This is a genomic window from Mucilaginibacter terrae (genome assembly GCF_042679325.1).
Lineage (GTDB): Bacteria > Bacteroidota > Bacteroidia > Sphingobacteriales > Sphingobacteriaceae > Mucilaginibacter > Mucilaginibacter terrae.
In genome coordinates this window covers 410,920-426,048 of sequence record NZ_JBHTMJ010000003.1, presented here as the reverse complement: position 1 = coordinate 426,048, position 15,129 = coordinate 410,920, and the positions used below count along the sequence as shown (strand labels likewise).

The following is a 15,129-nucleotide window of genomic DNA, read 5'->3' as shown; positions in this document are numbered from 1 at the left end:
GACTGTTATGAAGAAATATTTCACACTAATCGCTATAATTCTTTTACTCAATACGGCGTGTAAAAAGGATTTCCTTGAACTCTCTGATCCTACTAGGATATCGACAGAGGTTTTATTTAATGACGCTAACGGTTTAAATCTTGCCGTGAATGCATCATATGCTTCTTTACAGGAAATGTATGGAAAAGGAGCTGCCGGCGTCGGTATATACCTGTTTTCAGAGGTTCCGTCAGACAATAGTTCGGCATTGGTTTCCGGAGCCGGGCTGGGCGATATAGAGTTGTTCATTACCGCTCCTGAAAATCCGAACCTGCAAACCATGTGGACTAATTTGTACCGGAGTGTTGCCAGGTGTAACACCATTATTGCTAGAGCGCCAGCAATTACAATGGATGCCGCATTAAAAAACAGATACATAGCTGAGGCTAAATTTATCAGAGCCCTCACTTATTTTAACATGGTTAGAATCTGGGGCGGGGTACCACTCGTAACAACTGAAATTTCATCGGTAAACGAATCGTTGGGATTCGGGCGTGAATCCGAAAGTAATATTTACAAACAAATCGAGCAAGATTTAAAAGACGCAGAAACCGTCCTTCCTTTGACTTATGTAAACGCGGATTTAGGAAGGGCTACCCAGGGAGCCGCCAAAGCCATTTTGGGCAAGGTATATCTTACTGAAAAAAAATATACAGAATGCAAAGCTAAACTAGGTGAGTTACTGCCGAGAGCGACAAACCCGTCCGGATATGATCTGCTTCCAAACTACGCCGACATTTTCACCACTACCAACGAACTAAACAAGGAGATTATTTTCGCTGTTCGCTATTCTAAAAGCGGCTTAGGCACCGGCAGCCCTTTCTTTAACTGGTTCTTGCCCGATGCGACAGGTACAAATATAGCCAAGGTTGGTGGTGCGCAAGGCTTTAATACCGTAAGACAGGACCTATACGATGCCTTTCCTGTAACACCTGTACTTGACCCAAGACGGGACATCTCAATCGGAAGATTTGGAACTACCACCATTTCTTCATACACCAAAAAATATACGGATGCTCCTCTAAACGGTTTTGATGCAGACAATGATTGGATTGTAATCCGCTACGCCGATGTAATGCTCATGTATGCCGAAGCGGAAAACGAGCTTAATGGCCCGGCAAACGCCCAAAGTTACGTTAATGATGTGCGGAGGCGCGCCTTTGGAACCGCTAACAATCTTACCCCTGCACAGACCAGTAGCAGCGATAATATGCGGCTGGCTATAGAAAATGAGCGCAGGCTTGAACTTAATATGGAGGGGCATCGCTGGTTTGATCTGGTTCGGACAGGCAGGGCGGTTACCGTAATGAATGCTCATTTTATCAAGTATCAAATTAGAAACGGTGCGGCAGTTGTCCAGATAACTAATCGAAATACATTGTTTCCTATACCACTCAGAGAGATACAGATCAATCCGAAACTTACCCAAAATCCATAACAGGCTTTATGAAAACACAAATTTTTAAAATTTCTTTAATGCTTTTTATCGTTATTCATGCGCTCCAACTAAGAGCTCAGGATGTCAGCGATTATAAATTAACAGTAGATGCCAAGGTTTCCAATCAGGGTATTGGTCAGAAGCCTGGTTTTAGCGAATGGAAAACTTACCCAACCCGTAGCGTAAAAACTATCGGAGGCTTTGTTCCAAAGAAAGTAAAACTAGATCGTTACGGTGGTAGGGCTGACATGAAAGCGACTGCAACCGGCTTTTATCACGTTCAGAAAATTAATGGCAGATGGTGGGCTGTGGATCCACTGGGAAACCTATTCATTAAAAAAGGATTAAATGAAGTTCAGCCGGGTGCATCCGAGCGAAATAAAACAGCGTTTCAGGACAAATTTACAGACAATCACGATTGGGCAATAAAAACAACTTCAGAACTCAGTAAGTTAGGGTTCAATGGCGCCGGGGCCTGGTCAAATTATCAGCAGTTGAAAAACGTTAAGCCGGAAACACCGCTTGCTTGTATGGTGATGCTTGATTTTATGGGTAGCTACGGACGTAAAAAAGGCGCTTATCAAAGTGCCGGCCATTTAGGTTATCCTGATAATACCATATTCGTATTTGACCCTGAATTCGAAAAGTTTGCTGGAGAATACGCAAAACAGATTGCTGTAAACATTGACGACAAGAATATTTTCGGTTACTTCTCCGACAACGAACTCCCTTTCTATAAAAAAACGTTGGATAGCTATCTTTCAAAAAGAGATACTACAGATGTCGGGTACCAGGCAGCAGCCAGTTGGCTCAAAAGAAAAAACGTTGTGCGCACTGAAATAACGGATCAGTTAAGAAAGGAATTTCTTGGAGTGGTAGCTGATAAATATTTTTCAATCGTTTCGGCAGCGATCAAAAAGAATGACCCAAACCATATGTATATCGGTTGCAGGTTCCATTCTTATGAAAAGGGTGTGCCGGAGGTTTTTCAAGCCGCAGGTAAATATGTGGATGTTGTCTCTGTAAATTATTATGACGTGTGGACCCCCCAGCAGCAGCAAATGGAAAACTGGGCAACCTGGTCCGGAAAACCTTTCTTAATCTCTGAATGGTATGTCAAGGGAGAAGATTCCGGCATGGGTAACATTTCAGGTGCCGGGTGGGTCGTCAAAACCCAGGAGGACCGCGGACTATTCTACCAAAATTATACGCTTAGTTTGCTCGAATCAGGTAATTGCGTGGGGTGGCAGTGGTTCAAATATCAGGATAACGATCCCACCAATAAAAATGTAGACCCGTCAAATTCAGATTCAAACAAGGGTATTCTCAATAACGAATATCAGTTCTACAATGCGATTACTTCGAAAATGAAAGAACTGAATGACGCCGCTTATTCATTAATCGATTTTTTTGACTCCAAGAAGAAGTAACCCCTACACACATGTTCAAAAACAAAAAAACAGTTTTGCTAACGACTGGCGCTTAATTCTGGGGGTCAATAACTGCGGTATTTGCTCAGACAGACGATGCTGCGATTATTAGAAAAGTAAACATCCTGCTAAAGAAAATGACTGTTGAAGAAAAGGTGGGCCAACTTAACCAATATACCGGTAAAGCACTAACCGGGCCTGCAAGCCCCAAAAAAAATAGTTTAGAATCCGAAATTAAAAATGGCTGGGTTGGAGCGATGCTTAATGTAAAGGGAGCCAAAAACACCCGGGAGGTACAAGGGATGGCGTTGAAATCGCGTTTAAAAATTCCGCTATTGTTTGGTCTTGATGTCATACATGGTTATCAAACCACTTTTCCTATACCACTCGCTGAAGCTGCCTCATGGGATATGGATGCGGTAAAACTATCGGCACATATAGCAGCCAAGGAATCAGCTGCTTCAGGTGTTCACTGGACTTTTGCACCAATGGTAGATATTTCCCGTGACCCACGTTGGGGGCGTATAATGGAAGGGGCAGGTGAAGACCCTTATCTGGGAAGCGTGATTGCAAGTGCACGTGTTAAAGGACTACAAGGTGAACGCCTGGGAAGTACAGATGCCATCATGGCCTGTGCTAAACATTTTATAGCTTATGGTGCTGCCATAGCCGGACGTGATTATAATGCTGTAGAAATGAGTGAACATGAGCTTTGGCAAACCTACCTGCCTCCTTTTAAAGCCGCTTTGGATGCAGGAGCTGCTACGTTTATGAATTCTTTTAATACCTTAAATGGCATTCCTTCAACCGGCAATGACTACCTCCTCAGAACCATTTTAAAAGGTAAGTGGAAGTATAATGGATTTGTAGTAAGCGATTGGAACTCTATAGGTGAAATGACCATATGGGGTTATGCTGCTGATCCTAAAGATGCGGCAATTAAAGCTATTAAAGCCGGTAATGATATGGATATGGAAGGAAGTATATACCGGAAAAATCTGGTAGGCTTAATCAAGGAAGGCAAGGTTTCCATACTGTTGATTGACGATGCGGTTAAAAGAATTCTGTATAAAAAATATGAGCTTGGGCTATTTGATAACCCCTATAAGTTTTGCGACGAAGAAAGGGAAAAAGAAGTATTGAATGATCCCGCCAACCTGGCCGCAGCAAGAGATGTCGCCAGAAAAAGCATGGTGCTGCTTAAAAATGAGCGGGAAACTCTTCCTTTAACAAAACGAGTGAAAACTATCGCGCTTATCGGTCCGCTTATCAAATCAAAAAATGACCTTAATGGTGCCTGGCGTGTCAATCAGGACACTACTAATATAATTAATCTTTACGAAGGGCTTTCGGAAGGATTAAACGAGGGTCAAAAAATAACTTACGCCTCAGGCGGAACAATTTTTAAGTCAACAGATGAAGAGATAGCGCAGGCTGTTGAAATTGGTAAAAAAGCCGATGTGATTATTATGGCATTAGGTGAAAGTTATGAATTGAGCGGGGAATCCAAATCACGCACCAATCTTAATTTGCCAGGTGATCAGGAAAAACTTTTTGACGCCCTGTACCGTACGGGGAAACCTGTAATCGTTACCATCTTTGCCGGACGGCCGCTGATCTTTAACACTATCGCCGATAAGGCCACTGCGATCCTGTATTCCTGGTGGCCAGGTTGCGAAGGAGGACATGCTTTTGCAGATGTCATTTATGGTAAATACAATCCTGCTGCTAAATTGCCGGTAAGCTTTCCAAGATCAGTGGGGCAAATTCCCATCTTTTATAGTCAAACCAATACTGGCCGGCCATACAACAACGAGCCCGATAAGCTCTACCTCTCGAGTTACATCGATGAAGAAAACACACCGAAATTTGCTTTCGGATATGGGTTAAGTTACACCAATTTTTCATACAGTGACCTGCACCTGGATAAAAAAATAATCAGGAATAACGATTTTGTAAAGGTGAGTTTCACACTGACCAATACCGGCAAATTGGCTGGCGAAGAAGTTGCCCAGCTATACCTGAGGGACGAAGTAGCATCGCTTGTCAGACCGGTGAAGGAATTAAAAGATTTTAAAAAAGTGATGTTGCAACCGGGAGAAAGCAGGAAGATCGAATTTGTGCTTTCTAAAGAGAAGTTAGCTTTTTATAACAGCCGGTTGGTTTGGGATACCGAACCTGGCTTTTTTCAGATCATGATCGGCTCATCGTCTGATCATATCCTACTGAAAGACCGATTTGAACTCCAGGAATCGAAATAACAATTGTGTACGTTCCTCTAAGTTATATCGAAACTAACCAATAACTAACTTAATATTAAAATCATGAAAAAAATCATCAGTAAAATTTTTGTCTTGCTTGCCGTAATAGCATTAGTAAGCTGTAAAAAATCGGACAAACAGGAGGAAACTATATCCCAAACGAACTTGGCGACCACGAAAGAATCTCCTAAATCCGTTTCTGCCTTGGAGGACACTCAAATCTGCGGTAATGGGCAAGGTTATTATCTTGATGCCAATAATAAATTAAATAATAATATATGGGCTGCTGGCACCAGCGGTGCAGGCTCACAGTGTATGTGGTATCAGGCAGCTACAGGAAAATGGGGCGTAAATGCCGGTCATACATCAGGTACCGGTCAAAATATCAAGGGATATCCTTCTATCGCGAGAGGATGGCTGTGGTACAATTCAAGCGGGAGTATTTTTGTTAACAACGGAGACCCGCTTTTACCTACCCAACTCAACGATATCAAAACATTAAGAAGTTCCTGGAATGTTACTGTCCCCGCTAATGGAGAAAAATACAATACCGCTTACGATATATGGTTAGATCCTTCAAAGAATCCTAATTACAGGGCGCAGTATGAAGTAATGATCTGGATTAACTACAAGGGTCCTGGTTATAATGGAACGGATTTTAAACCAATAGGTTCATTAGTAGCTTCTAATGTCAGTATTTCCGGTCATGTTTGGAACATCTACAATGGTAATAATGGAAGTAATAACGTGCTCACTTTCAGGCGAACAACTAATACGAATAGTGTAAGTAATCTTGATATCAAAAGTCTTCTTTACTATGGGCACAACAATGGTTATCTAAACCAAACATACTACGTTTTGGGTATTCAAGCGGGCTGGGAGATCATTGCAGGAGGTGCTTTCACCACCAATAGCTACTCTACGCTGATCGAAAAATATTAGTAAAAAATGCTGTTAAAAAAGAGACTGTATCATTCCATTGAAACAGTCTCTTTTTTGTTGACCATCTTCAGGGCCACCGTTATAAAATACACATCATACCGCTCTTCCAGCAGACTATAGTGCGTAACTATTTTTCATTGCAAAGGGATAAGATTATTTACAACTAATATTGAACCCATGAGAATGACTAATTTTCTGAAAGATAAAGAGCAAACTAAACGTAGGCTTATCAATGCTGTTGGTGAAATCTTGAAAACGGAAGGTCCGGAAAAGCTGGGATACAGAAATGTAGCACGAAAAGCCGGCGTTGATAAACAATTGATTTACCAATATTTCAAGACGCTGGATTCACTGATCGAAACATATATTATTGAAAACGACTACTGGATGAACGTCTCAGAACATATCGGGACATTTTTAGAGAATGACGAGTCAGATCTTAAAAAATTAATAATTGAACTTTTACAGAATCAATTTAAATATTTTGTATCAAGAGAGGAAATACAACGGTTGATCGCTTGGGAGATATCGACAAAAAGCCCGTTGATGAGAAGCATACATAATGTTCGGGAAAGTACAGGTCAGAAGTTTTTTGAATTAATAGATGACAGTGTTAATCCGAATAAGGTTAACTTCAGGGCAATTGCAGCTTTGTTAGTAGGTGGTATTTACTACGCCGACATACCCGTTATAATGGAAACATGTTATGTGACATTGATGTAAATTCTGACGACGGTATGAAGGAAATTGACAAAACAATCGAACAGATCATTACGTGGGCTTTTGCCGCAGCCAATAATTAGTGCACTAATTATTCGGCGGACATAACAAAATTCACCTCCTGGAAAACATGATCAGTAGATATTGCATTATTGTTTAATCTTATAAATTATTAAAGACTATGAGTTACGACCATTTAGGGACAGCCTTTACCGCTACTTTTGAGCATAAGAGAATAACTGTTAATAACACACAAATTCATTACGTAACAGGTGGTTCAGGAGCACCGTTGGTATTGCTGCACGGATATCCACAAACATGGTATGCATTTCGGCGCATTATGCCGGAATTATCAAAGCACTTTACAGTCATTGTACCAGATTTGCGAGGTCTTGGTGATTCGGATAAACCTGGTTCCGGTTATGACACCGCTACGGTTGCTGAAGACATTTATCAATTGGTTTCTGCTTTAGGCTATGAACGTATTTCACTTTTAGGCCATGATTTTGGTGTTAATGTGGCATATGCTTACGCGGCCTGTCATCGGAACGCCGTTAGCAAACTGGTTTTGCTTGACGCAGGCATGTTGGATAATAATATTGCAAACAGTCCTCTACTTCCAAAAGAAGGCAAATCATTATGGTGGTTTCCATTTCAAATGATGAGTGTGCTGCCGGAAGAACTGGTAGCTGGTAAAGAAGCTATTTATTTAAACTGGTTTTATCAAAATCTTACTTTTAACAAAGAAGCGATAGCAGATGCAGACCTGCAAGAATATGTCCGGTGTTATGCTGCAACCGGTGGTATAAAAGCTGGATTTGATTACTATCGTGCTTTGTTCACCGATATTGAATTTAACGCCAGGCAGGTAGAAGTGAAACTTAAAATACCGGTGCTTGTACTCGGTGGCAAGTACAGTTTCGGTTTAAAACCTTTCGAGTCCTGGAAAGCGGCAGCAGAAAACATTAATGGCGGAATCATCAAAAATTCCGGGCACTATATTCCAGAAGAACAGCCGCAACTACTACTGGAGCAAGTAGTCCCTTTTTTGAAGGACAGTTAGCTAAAAAATTGCTCCGATCATACTAATCAGGTAACATTTTCAGTCAGCTTTTTGAGTTTAGAAATTTGCTTTTTTGCATTGGTCAGCTGATAACAGACGGTTTTATACTACTCTACTGTAATTGACAATAAACTCAGCCAACTGCTCCTTTTCTGCGATGGTAAACATATCGCCGTGATATATCCAAAAGCTTTGCACATCGAACAATGACTCACGGTAGCAGTGCTCTTTGATTTAACTATCATGGCTAATCCGGGTCGCGGATGTAATTCCTTCGATCAACATTTTAATATCCTCTTTAATACGCTGGTAATTTAAAGAGATTTCTTTCGGACTCAGGTCACGGGTAGACGGTATTTCCTGGTAAACCTGTTCTTCCAACTTTATGGCATCGTGATCATTCTGTATCTGGCAGTGAAAAGTTTTCAAATCGATCTTATTGGTGGGATCATCAGCGACCATACCCACAAATTCGCCTGAAGAAAGTCCGGCTATCTTGGATGCCGGTATGGCGTAATCCAATTGAGAAGAGCGGCTGATGGAGGTATCGCTGCTATTGATCGATACGCTTTCCTTTTGCTGGTTGATCTTACCGAAACGTTCCGACAATTGCTTGGCCGTGTCTCCGGTCACTTGTCCGCAAACGACATTGCCAACAATATTCATAATAACTTCCGCCTGTTCACGGCCATAATCTTTCTTGAGTTGGCTATAATCCTGCACTGCCAATGTTACTGCAACTTTATTGGAACGCGCGGTTGCAATCAGGTTATCGATGCCATTGAAGTATATGGTCGGGAACTCATCAAAGATTAAACTACATTTCTGCTGATTTTTGCGGTTGACTAATTTATTGATTCGATTGACATAAAGTGAAAGGACAGCGCCATATACCTGTGCTTTCTGCGGGTTATTAGCGAGGCAAACAACCTTCGGTTCATTAGGGTTATTAATATCTAACGAAAAGTCATTGCCGCTTAAAACATAATAGAGTTGAGGCGACGACAACCGGGCAAGACTGATTTTAGCACTGGCTATTTGTCCTTCTAACTGCTCAAATGCCTCATTTTTCCAGGCCGATATAAAAGGGTTGATCAAAACTTCGATCTCCGGTTCAGTTAATAAAACTTCAAACAGATATTTGTATTCTACCAGAGAGTTCAATTACATGCGGCAATGTGCAGTATTTGCCGCCCTCATACTTTTTGAGAAACCATATCAGTGCGGTAACAAAATTAATAGGTGATTCAACAAAAAAATCACCTTGTTTTTTGATCCATTCACGGTTTAAGCCGAGCATCACTGTACGCGCGGACTCTATAGCGTCCGTAATGTCAAACATCGTTTCAGGTTCAAGTGGATTACTGCGGTGCATGATCTTCTCAAAATTGATTACATAGAATGAGCGTCCACCATGCTTCATGAGCGCGTTATAAGCGATCCTAGAAAGGTCATCGTATTTAAAATCATAGATGAGCATGCTGAAGCCCTTTCGTATATGCTGGGTAATGATGTGCCGTATGACGAAATAAGATTTACCGGCACCTGGACTTCCGCCAACCAAGGTGCCTCTAAACGGGTTGATAACATTGATCCAACTATCCCTTTCCTTACCTTTCAGTTGATACTTAGCAGGCAAATTTATGGAATACTCATTTTCTAACAGCCGTTCTTCCTGCGGAAAAGTCTCATTTTCTTTATTAAAGATGTCAGCACCCAATTCCAATTTGAACATTCTAAACAATAGCCCACCGCCGGTCATAAATAAAAGATAGCCAAAGGCTGTAATTAAAATATAAAGTGCAGCTACCGTTTTGACGGTTAATGGCAGTGCTAAAAATAATCCGCTGATGAAATAGAGTAATAGGCCGGTAAGGCAATAGGTGATGATCGTTTTCGGTCTGATCTTTTCGTCACGTTTACCTTTGCTGCCTACCAGGGACACCACCAATAAAAGCAGCGCACTCAATTTTGCGATAGGCACCGTTTTAAAGGCCATCATTTTAGAAAGTGGCAACAAGATATGATCCACGATCTTGTGCGTCAATTTAAGCTCCTGGAAAGCTGGATAGCAGCATAAATAAAAATGAATAAGTAGTATCGCAATACTTAGAAGCCTGGTAAAATCAATGATCTTACGCAAGGCCTGTTCGTTTTCTCCGGTTTGCATGATTATAGATTTAATCCTTTACGTTTTTTCTTTTTGAATTTGTTAAGTGCAACCAGATCTTCACGTTCAGCGGCAAACAATACGTCTATGAGTTCGTCGCCTGCCCATGCCTTGTTAATTTCATGACCAGGCTGGGTTTCGTTTTGAAACTGGAATTTGGGTCGAACCTGGTCGGGTAATAATTGTGCGCTTAGCTGATTTGCGCTAAAAGCTTTTCCCAGGTCACTACCGTTGAATACCGCATTATTCTTTTGATCGAGATAAGTCACACCATAAATTCGACCTTTTTCGTTTTGGCGCAGGATGCACTGGACACCTTTTTCGCGTAAGGCTTTTTGAAAATCCCGTTTGGTTAGCGGCTTGATTAATATGTTATCCAAAATTTTGACAAGACCATCTTTAAACGGCTTACGCAATTGTGCGTTCAACTTAACCTTTTCCGCCAGCGTTTTGAGTGTCGGTTTACCATAAATGGTACTTGCCTTGATCGGTACACCGATCTTGTTGCCTCGCTTATCCAGCATCCAATAAACCAACCCCTCGCGGGCATACATGCGGGAATCTTTAGAACCCCGGTCAGCTTGAATATTGTATTGTTGTAAAACCGTGTTGAGTTCAGGTATGCTGGTGAATTTGTAGATTCGCGACACATAACCCAGAATATTGGTAATGGTTCGTTTAGTTTCGGCCTTACCATATTCGGCAGCTGAAACGTCGGCTTTAAGATTTGGTTTTTGTTTAGTTTGCTCATCAGCTTTAACCAGGCCGTATTTGATCTCGATGGCTTTACGTGTTTTTTCCGATTCATTTTGCCCCAGGTAGTGCAAGCTGATCCGTTCCCCGTCCCGTTTGATATTCGTGGTGACGATGTGAATATGTGGGTGCCCTGCATCCTCATGGCGATATACTAAATAAGGTTACGTTTCAAAGCCAACCCCGATTAGGTAATCTTTCACAATCTCGTTTAACTTTTCGTCTGCAAGATTTTCCCCGTTCGCAAAATTTAGGGAGATATGAACCGTGTTGGTTTTGGAGCGCTGGTTCATCGACGCAAGATCAGTCAGCCTGAAAATTTTGTCATTAAAAGACAGGTCATTCGGGTCTTTGAAGTATTTGACTGCTGCGATCAATGTTGCTTTTCCCTGCTTCACTTTATTTTCGTTATAGTTTAGCGCACCGATCAGGCTTTACCGCTCTTAATTTTTGCGACCATATATCCGCGTATTGGTTCATCCGTTCTTTGATCTCGCCGATGGACGGCTTCAGTTTGGTGTTGATCACGCTGAGCAAATTCATCCATAACCGGGTATCGGCATTGCCATGAGCGCTGTTAATGTTGCGCATAGCCTGGTTCAAGTTATTGCCGATAGCATTCAGTTCCTACCTTAGCAGGATCATTTCTTCCAGCACATCATCCATCGCTTTGTCCCGGTAGTTGACTGTGACAGGTTTCTCTAAAAGCACGCTGCGCATGTATTCGCTGAGCTTGCGGAAACTGGTCTTTTCAAATCGCTTTTCGAGCAATTGATATTCCTCCGGTTTAAAGCGAAGGTTCTTCCATTGTATTCGTTTATCTTCTTGTGTAGCCATTGTTATTTTCTTTAAAAAGCCGACTTCGGAGGCTTTTTGCCTGGACCCGCAGCCGCTTTGGCACGGAGGGCAAGATTCAATTGTGACACAATTGTACATCTTGCTGACTGCCGCGAAGCGGGCGGTCTGATCCCGCTATCAATGTTTTTAACCGGCCTTTTTTGTTGTTTCTTCCGGCTTCGCCTTATGGCTGAGATAAAGTTCAAGTGCCTGTATGTTGATGTCTTTAAGGGATTCCTCATACTCCAGTCCGAACGTTTTAAGCCGCTTTAAAAGGCCTTTTGGTATCCGGTTATTGAACTGTACTTTGGGCTCGTTTGGAACGGATGCAGCTTTGACCGGTATTACCTCCTGGATAGGGGTAGCAGGCCTTTCTTGTTTGAGTTTGTCGGCCAGATTGCCGAGCTTGTTTTTGTAATTTTCCATTTGCTATCATGATAGTTTGTTAGCAATTGCTGGCAGTCAGTTTGCTAGCGTGATAGTTTCCTATCATTATTGCTAGTTTGATAACTTGCTATAACCATAGCTATACCGAAATCAAAATATGACAACATGATGCCACGTTGTGGCATTTTAATTCCCGTTTTAACGAAAATGCGGTTGGAAACAACATAATCATTTGATAACATAACCGGATGGAAGTGCCAATGCAGAGCTGCTGTGTTTCGCAGTACGGTTCCGGCACGACGTGCATAATAAAATAAAGATCCCAAGTTGCCACACACAACTTAAGAAGTCATGGGCATTTCGACTAAGACATAGCGAAATTCGGCTAAATCGGCTTTGTAATTTGTGCAGATCTTTGAGTAATTAATGACAGTAATATGAAAGCGATAAGAATTAAAGAATACGGTGGACCAGAGGTCATGAAATTAGAAGAAGTGGAACGCCCGGTTCCTGCTTCTGATGAGATTTTAATAAAAATGTATGCCAGCAGTGTTAACCCTGCCGATTACACCATTCGCCAGGGCGGAAACGAGGTTCTTCGGTCGTACCTAAAATTACCTTTGGGTTTAGGTTTAGATGCAGCTGGTACTGTGGAAGAGACCGGCAGTGATGTAACCGGGTTTAAGAAAGGTGATAAGGTATATGGAGTTCCTAACTTCCCCGGCGATGGCAGTTATGCCGAATATATCGTAGCAAAGGCAAGCCAGTTTTATTTGATGCCACAGCATATTTCGTTTAACGAGGCCGGTGCCCTTCCTTCATGCGCGCTTATTGCCTGGAACGGCATTGTCGATATGGGTAAAATACAATCAGGGCAGCGTGTGCTTATTCATGGCGCAGCAGGAGGCGTGGGAAATCTTGCAGTGCAGATTGCGAAAGCTATGGGCGGCTACGTAATAGGAACAGCTTCTGCTCATAATTTCGATTTTTTAAAAGAATTAGGTGCGGACGAGGTGATCGACTACAGCAAACAGAGTTTTGAAGAACTGCTGCGTAATATAGATTTGGTGTTTAATGCTTCGCCCGTTCGCGATGAAGGCGTAAGGCTGAAGTCAGTGGATGTAATTAAGGAAGGTGGAATATTTGTATGCACGCATCTGGACCAGCCATTTACAGATGATTTTTTAAATGCACTTGCGAAAAAGAATGCTACGGCAACTATGGTGGGCGGAGGAAGTATTACAACCTATACGTCATCTTTGGATGGTTTTACTCAACTCATCAACGACGGCAAAGTAAAGGCAGTAGTGAGCAAAGTTTATTCTTTGGCCCAAGTTGCCGATGCACACCGCGAAAGCGAAACCAAACACGTACGCGGTAAGATTGTACTGGAAATAAGAAAAGAAAATTAATTACGAAATGATTTAATATTTAAAAAAACTTTTTGTTGTATAGTTTGTACTTATTTGTTAACAATTCAAAAACTAAGCGGTCAAACATGGACAATTAATTGAGCTGCCTATTATTCAAGTATTAAAATATAAGTTATCATACGATTAATCAGAATTAACATGAAAATTTTAATGACTGGAGCCACAGGGGAGTTCGCGAGTTTAGTTTTGCCTGAGCTTATTAATAAACAAATTATCATACGCGCATTGGTGCGTAGTGATGAAAAAGCGGCTACAGCTGAAGAGCGCGGTGCACAGGAAGTTGTAATTGGCGACCTAAACGATGCGGAAAGCTTGAAAGCCGCTGCTAAAGATGTTGATGGGGTATTTTATCTTAACCCTGGTTTTTCACCTAATGAGGATAGGCAGGGTGTGGCTATGGTTGAGGCGGCCGTTGCAGCAGGCGTTACCAAATTCGTTTTTTCGAGTGTTTATCATCCCTCATTATCTTTGGTTAACCATGCGCGCAAGCGTCCGGTAGAGGAGGCACTGTATGACTCGGGTCTGAACTTCGTTATCCTACAGCCGTCCATGTTCATGCAGAATCTGGATGCCGGATGGGGTAAAATTGCAGAGACCGGTAAATTTGCCTTACCTTATTCCAAACAATCTAAAATGAGCTATATCGATTACCGTGATGTGGCTGAATCAATATTTATGGCTTTTACCACAGACAAACTCGATTACGGCACCTTTGAGCTGAGTGCTACGGGTATGCTGACCAGGGAAGAATTGGCCGGTATGATGAGTGAGGCATTAAGCCGCCCGGTTGAAGCTATTGAGCCGGCTTTTGATGAATGGGCCCAACTGGTAAAAATACCTGTCGGTCCATTGTACGACGGCTTAAAAGCTATGTACAACAATTACGACCGATACGGCTTTCATGGTGGAAATAGTTTGGTTCTGAACGCTGTTTTAGGTAAAGAACCAAGAAGCATGAAAGACTATCTGCAGGAATTAGTCAGCCGCCAGGCACTATAATATTTTGCTCACCTATAAAAAAGCACTTTGTTGCTTTTTTATAGGTGCTTATTACTTGCTCAATTTTTTCAGCATCAGAGTTCGGTGTTGCAATGACCAGTTTTGCATGACAAAAATGACCGGTTGAATGGTTTTTACATGTGCTATCATAGCGTACAATGCAGAATTTTGTGCCTTGGTATTCCGGCTTTGCACTGATCATCAAATTCGATTCTAAATAGCGAAGTTGCTTGGTAAGCAGCGTGGAGGTCACCGGACTGAGTTCTGCCGGATTGACTTTACAAATAACAATTATCATTATTTGGATATAATCTTGTATCGGTGCTTTTTCCCGAATTCAATCAATGCATTAATTACAGGCTGGGTTTCAGAGGCATGTTCAGTAAGTGCATAGGATACAGTAACTGGTTTTGTATTGTTGACTGTCCGGGTGATCAGCATGTTTTCTTCTAATTGTTGTAATTCTTTCGAAAGTACTTTTGGTGTTATGCCCTTCAAGGTCTGCATTAAGTCTTTGAATCTCATCGTTCCTGAGTAATATAAATCCAACAATATTAGAAATTTCCATTTGCCGCTAAGTAATTCTACAGCATCGCTTAGTGCCAGTTTTCTGTCAATCTTAAGTTCTGATTCGCATTCTAATTTACCCATAACTAT

13 protein-coding genes and 2 pseudogenes are annotated in these 15,129 nt (G+C 41.7%); 8 read left to right on the top strand and 7 right to left on the bottom strand.

The features are described 5' to 3' along the window. Positions 1-7 precede the first annotated feature (7 nt). The 6 genes from ACFQ3S_RS03985 (at position 8) to ACFQ3S_RS03960 (ending at position 7,893) form a co-directional block, all read left to right on the top strand. Entirely contained in the window at positions 8-1,477 is a 1,470-nt protein-coding gene (locus ACFQ3S_RS03985) for a RagB/SusD family nutrient uptake outer membrane protein (protein ID WP_377161467.1), read from the top strand. 8 nt (positions 1,478-1,485) lie between these two features. Then, complete coding sequence (locus ACFQ3S_RS03980; RefSeq protein ID WP_377161465.1) at positions 1,486-2,907, top strand: hypothetical protein; 1,422 nt, start codon at positions 1,486-1,488, stop codon at positions 2,905-2,907. 137 nt (positions 2,908-3,044) lie between these two features. Further along, on the top strand, positions 3,045-5,168 hold the full coding sequence (gene bglX, locus ACFQ3S_RS03975; RefSeq protein ID WP_377161463.1) for a beta-glucosidase BglX: 2,124 nt from the start codon (positions 3,045-3,047) through the stop codon (positions 5,166-5,168). A 63-nt stretch (positions 5,169-5,231) separates the two neighbouring features. Continuing rightward, the gene (locus ACFQ3S_RS03970) at positions 5,232-6,110 is read left to right on the top strand and encodes a GH12 family glycosyl hydrolase domain-containing protein (protein WP_377161461.1); all 879 of its coding nucleotides are present in this window, start codon (positions 5,232-5,234) and stop codon (positions 6,108-6,110) included. 183 nt (positions 6,111-6,293) lie between these two features. Further along, positions 6,294-6,833 (top strand): TetR/AcrR family transcriptional regulator, encoded by a 540-nt coding sequence (locus ACFQ3S_RS03965; RefSeq protein ID WP_377161459.1) that lies wholly within the window; start codon positions 6,294-6,296, stop codon positions 6,831-6,833. A gap of 178 nt (positions 6,834-7,011) precedes the next feature. Then, on the top strand, positions 7,012-7,893 hold the full coding sequence (locus ACFQ3S_RS03960; protein ID WP_377161457.1) for an alpha/beta fold hydrolase: 882 nt from the start codon (positions 7,012-7,014) through the stop codon (positions 7,891-7,893). Between the two features lie 234 nt (positions 7,894-8,127). Here ACFQ3S_RS03960 and mobC read toward each other — a convergent pair. The 5 genes and pseudogenes from mobC to ACFQ3S_RS03935 all read right to left on the bottom strand — a co-directional run bounded on the left by mobC (position 8,128) and on the right by ACFQ3S_RS03935 (position 12,079). Continuing rightward, a pseudogene (gene mobC, locus ACFQ3S_RS03955) lies at positions 8,128-10,063 on the bottom strand (conjugal transfer protein MobC). A gap of 2 nt (positions 10,064-10,065) precedes the next feature. Next, positions 10,066-11,214 (bottom strand): annotated as a pseudogene (locus ACFQ3S_RS03950) (relaxase/mobilization nuclease domain-containing protein). Between the two features lie 10 nt (positions 11,215-11,224). Further along, positions 11,225-11,407 (bottom strand): hypothetical protein, encoded by a 183-nt coding sequence (locus tag ACFQ3S_RS03945; protein ID WP_377161456.1) that lies wholly within the window; start codon positions 11,405-11,407, stop codon positions 11,225-11,227. Positions 11,408-11,443: 36 nt separating this feature from the next. After that, positions 11,444-11,653 (bottom strand): plasmid mobilization protein, encoded by a 210-nt coding sequence (locus ACFQ3S_RS03940; RefSeq protein WP_377161454.1) that lies wholly within the window; start codon positions 11,651-11,653, stop codon positions 11,444-11,446. Positions 11,654-11,800: 147 nt separating this feature from the next. After that, positions 11,801-12,079: a hypothetical protein gene (locus ACFQ3S_RS03935; RefSeq protein ID WP_377161452.1), complete on the bottom strand. Its 279-nt coding sequence runs from the start codon at positions 12,077-12,079 to the stop codon at positions 11,801-11,803. Positions 12,080-12,477: 398 nt separating this feature from the next. Here ACFQ3S_RS03935 and ACFQ3S_RS03930 point away from each other — a divergent pair, with 398 nt between their 5' ends. Both ACFQ3S_RS03930 and ACFQ3S_RS03925 read left to right on the top strand, forming a co-directional pair. Continuing rightward, the gene (locus ACFQ3S_RS03930; protein ID WP_377161450.1) at positions 12,478-13,452 is read left to right on the top strand and encodes an NADP-dependent oxidoreductase; all 975 of its coding nucleotides are present in this window, start codon (positions 12,478-12,480) and stop codon (positions 13,450-13,452) included. Positions 13,453-13,611: 159 nt separating this feature from the next. After that, positions 13,612-14,472, top strand: coding sequence for an SDR family oxidoreductase (locus ACFQ3S_RS03925; RefSeq protein ID WP_377161448.1), 861 nt, complete (start codon positions 13,612-13,614; stop codon positions 14,470-14,472). Here the strand turns inward: ACFQ3S_RS03925 and ACFQ3S_RS03920 are convergent. Continuing rightward, a complete protein-coding gene (locus tag ACFQ3S_RS03920) occupies positions 14,453-14,770 on the bottom strand; it encodes a hypothetical protein (protein WP_377161446.1) in 318 nt (105 codons plus the stop codon). The genes ACFQ3S_RS03925 and ACFQ3S_RS03920 overlap by 20 nt on opposite strands. After that, positions 14,770-15,123, bottom strand: coding sequence for a winged helix-turn-helix transcriptional regulator (locus ACFQ3S_RS03915; RefSeq protein WP_377161444.1), 354 nt, complete (start codon positions 15,121-15,123; stop codon positions 14,770-14,772). The genes ACFQ3S_RS03920 and ACFQ3S_RS03915 overlap by 1 nt, the downstream gene beginning before the upstream one ends. Positions 15,124-15,129: the final 6 nt, after the last annotated feature.

Excerpts from the sequence above, each read along its gene's own strand:
- ACFQ3S_RS03935 (WP_377161452.1), bottom strand. The coding sequence starts at position 12,079 with ATGGAAAATTACAAAAACAAGCTCGGCAATCTGGCCGACAAACTCAAA.
- ACFQ3S_RS03980 (WP_377161465.1), top strand. The coding sequence starts at position 1,486 with ATGAAAACACAAATTTTTAAAATTTCTTTAATGCTTTTTATCGTTATT.
- ACFQ3S_RS03945 (WP_377161456.1), bottom strand. The coding sequence starts at position 11,407 with ATGCGCAACATTAACAGCGCTCATGGCAATGCCGATACCCGGTTATGG.
- ACFQ3S_RS03960 (WP_377161457.1), top strand. The coding sequence starts at position 7,012 with ATGAGTTACGACCATTTAGGGACAGCCTTTACCGCTACTTTTGAGCAT.
- ACFQ3S_RS03970 (WP_377161461.1), top strand. The coding sequence starts at position 5,232 with ATGAAAAAAATCATCAGTAAAATTTTTGTCTTGCTTGCCGTAATAGCA.
- ACFQ3S_RS03925 (WP_377161448.1), top strand. The coding sequence starts at position 13,612 with ATGAAAATTTTAATGACTGGAGCCACAGGGGAGTTCGCGAGTTTAGTT.
- bglX (WP_377161463.1), top strand. The coding sequence starts at position 3,045 with ATGACTGTTGAAGAAAAGGTGGGCCAACTTAACCAATATACCGGTAAA.
- ACFQ3S_RS03965 (WP_377161459.1), top strand. The coding sequence starts at position 6,294 with ATGACTAATTTTCTGAAAGATAAAGAGCAAACTAAACGTAGGCTTATC.
- ACFQ3S_RS03940 (WP_377161454.1), bottom strand. The coding sequence starts at position 11,653 with ATGGCTACACAAGAAGATAAACGAATACAATGGAAGAACCTTCGCTTT.
- ACFQ3S_RS03930 (WP_377161450.1), top strand. The coding sequence starts at position 12,478 with ATGAAAGCGATAAGAATTAAAGAATACGGTGGACCAGAGGTCATGAAA.
- ACFQ3S_RS03985 (WP_377161467.1), top strand. The coding sequence starts at position 8 with ATGAAGAAATATTTCACACTAATCGCTATAATTCTTTTACTCAATACG.
- ACFQ3S_RS03920 (WP_377161446.1), bottom strand. The coding sequence starts at position 14,770 with ATGATAATTGTTATTTGTAAAGTCAATCCGGCAGAACTCAGTCCGGTG.
- ACFQ3S_RS03915 (WP_377161444.1), bottom strand. The coding sequence starts at position 15,123 with ATGGGTAAATTAGAATGCGAATCAGAACTTAAGATTGACAGAAAACTG.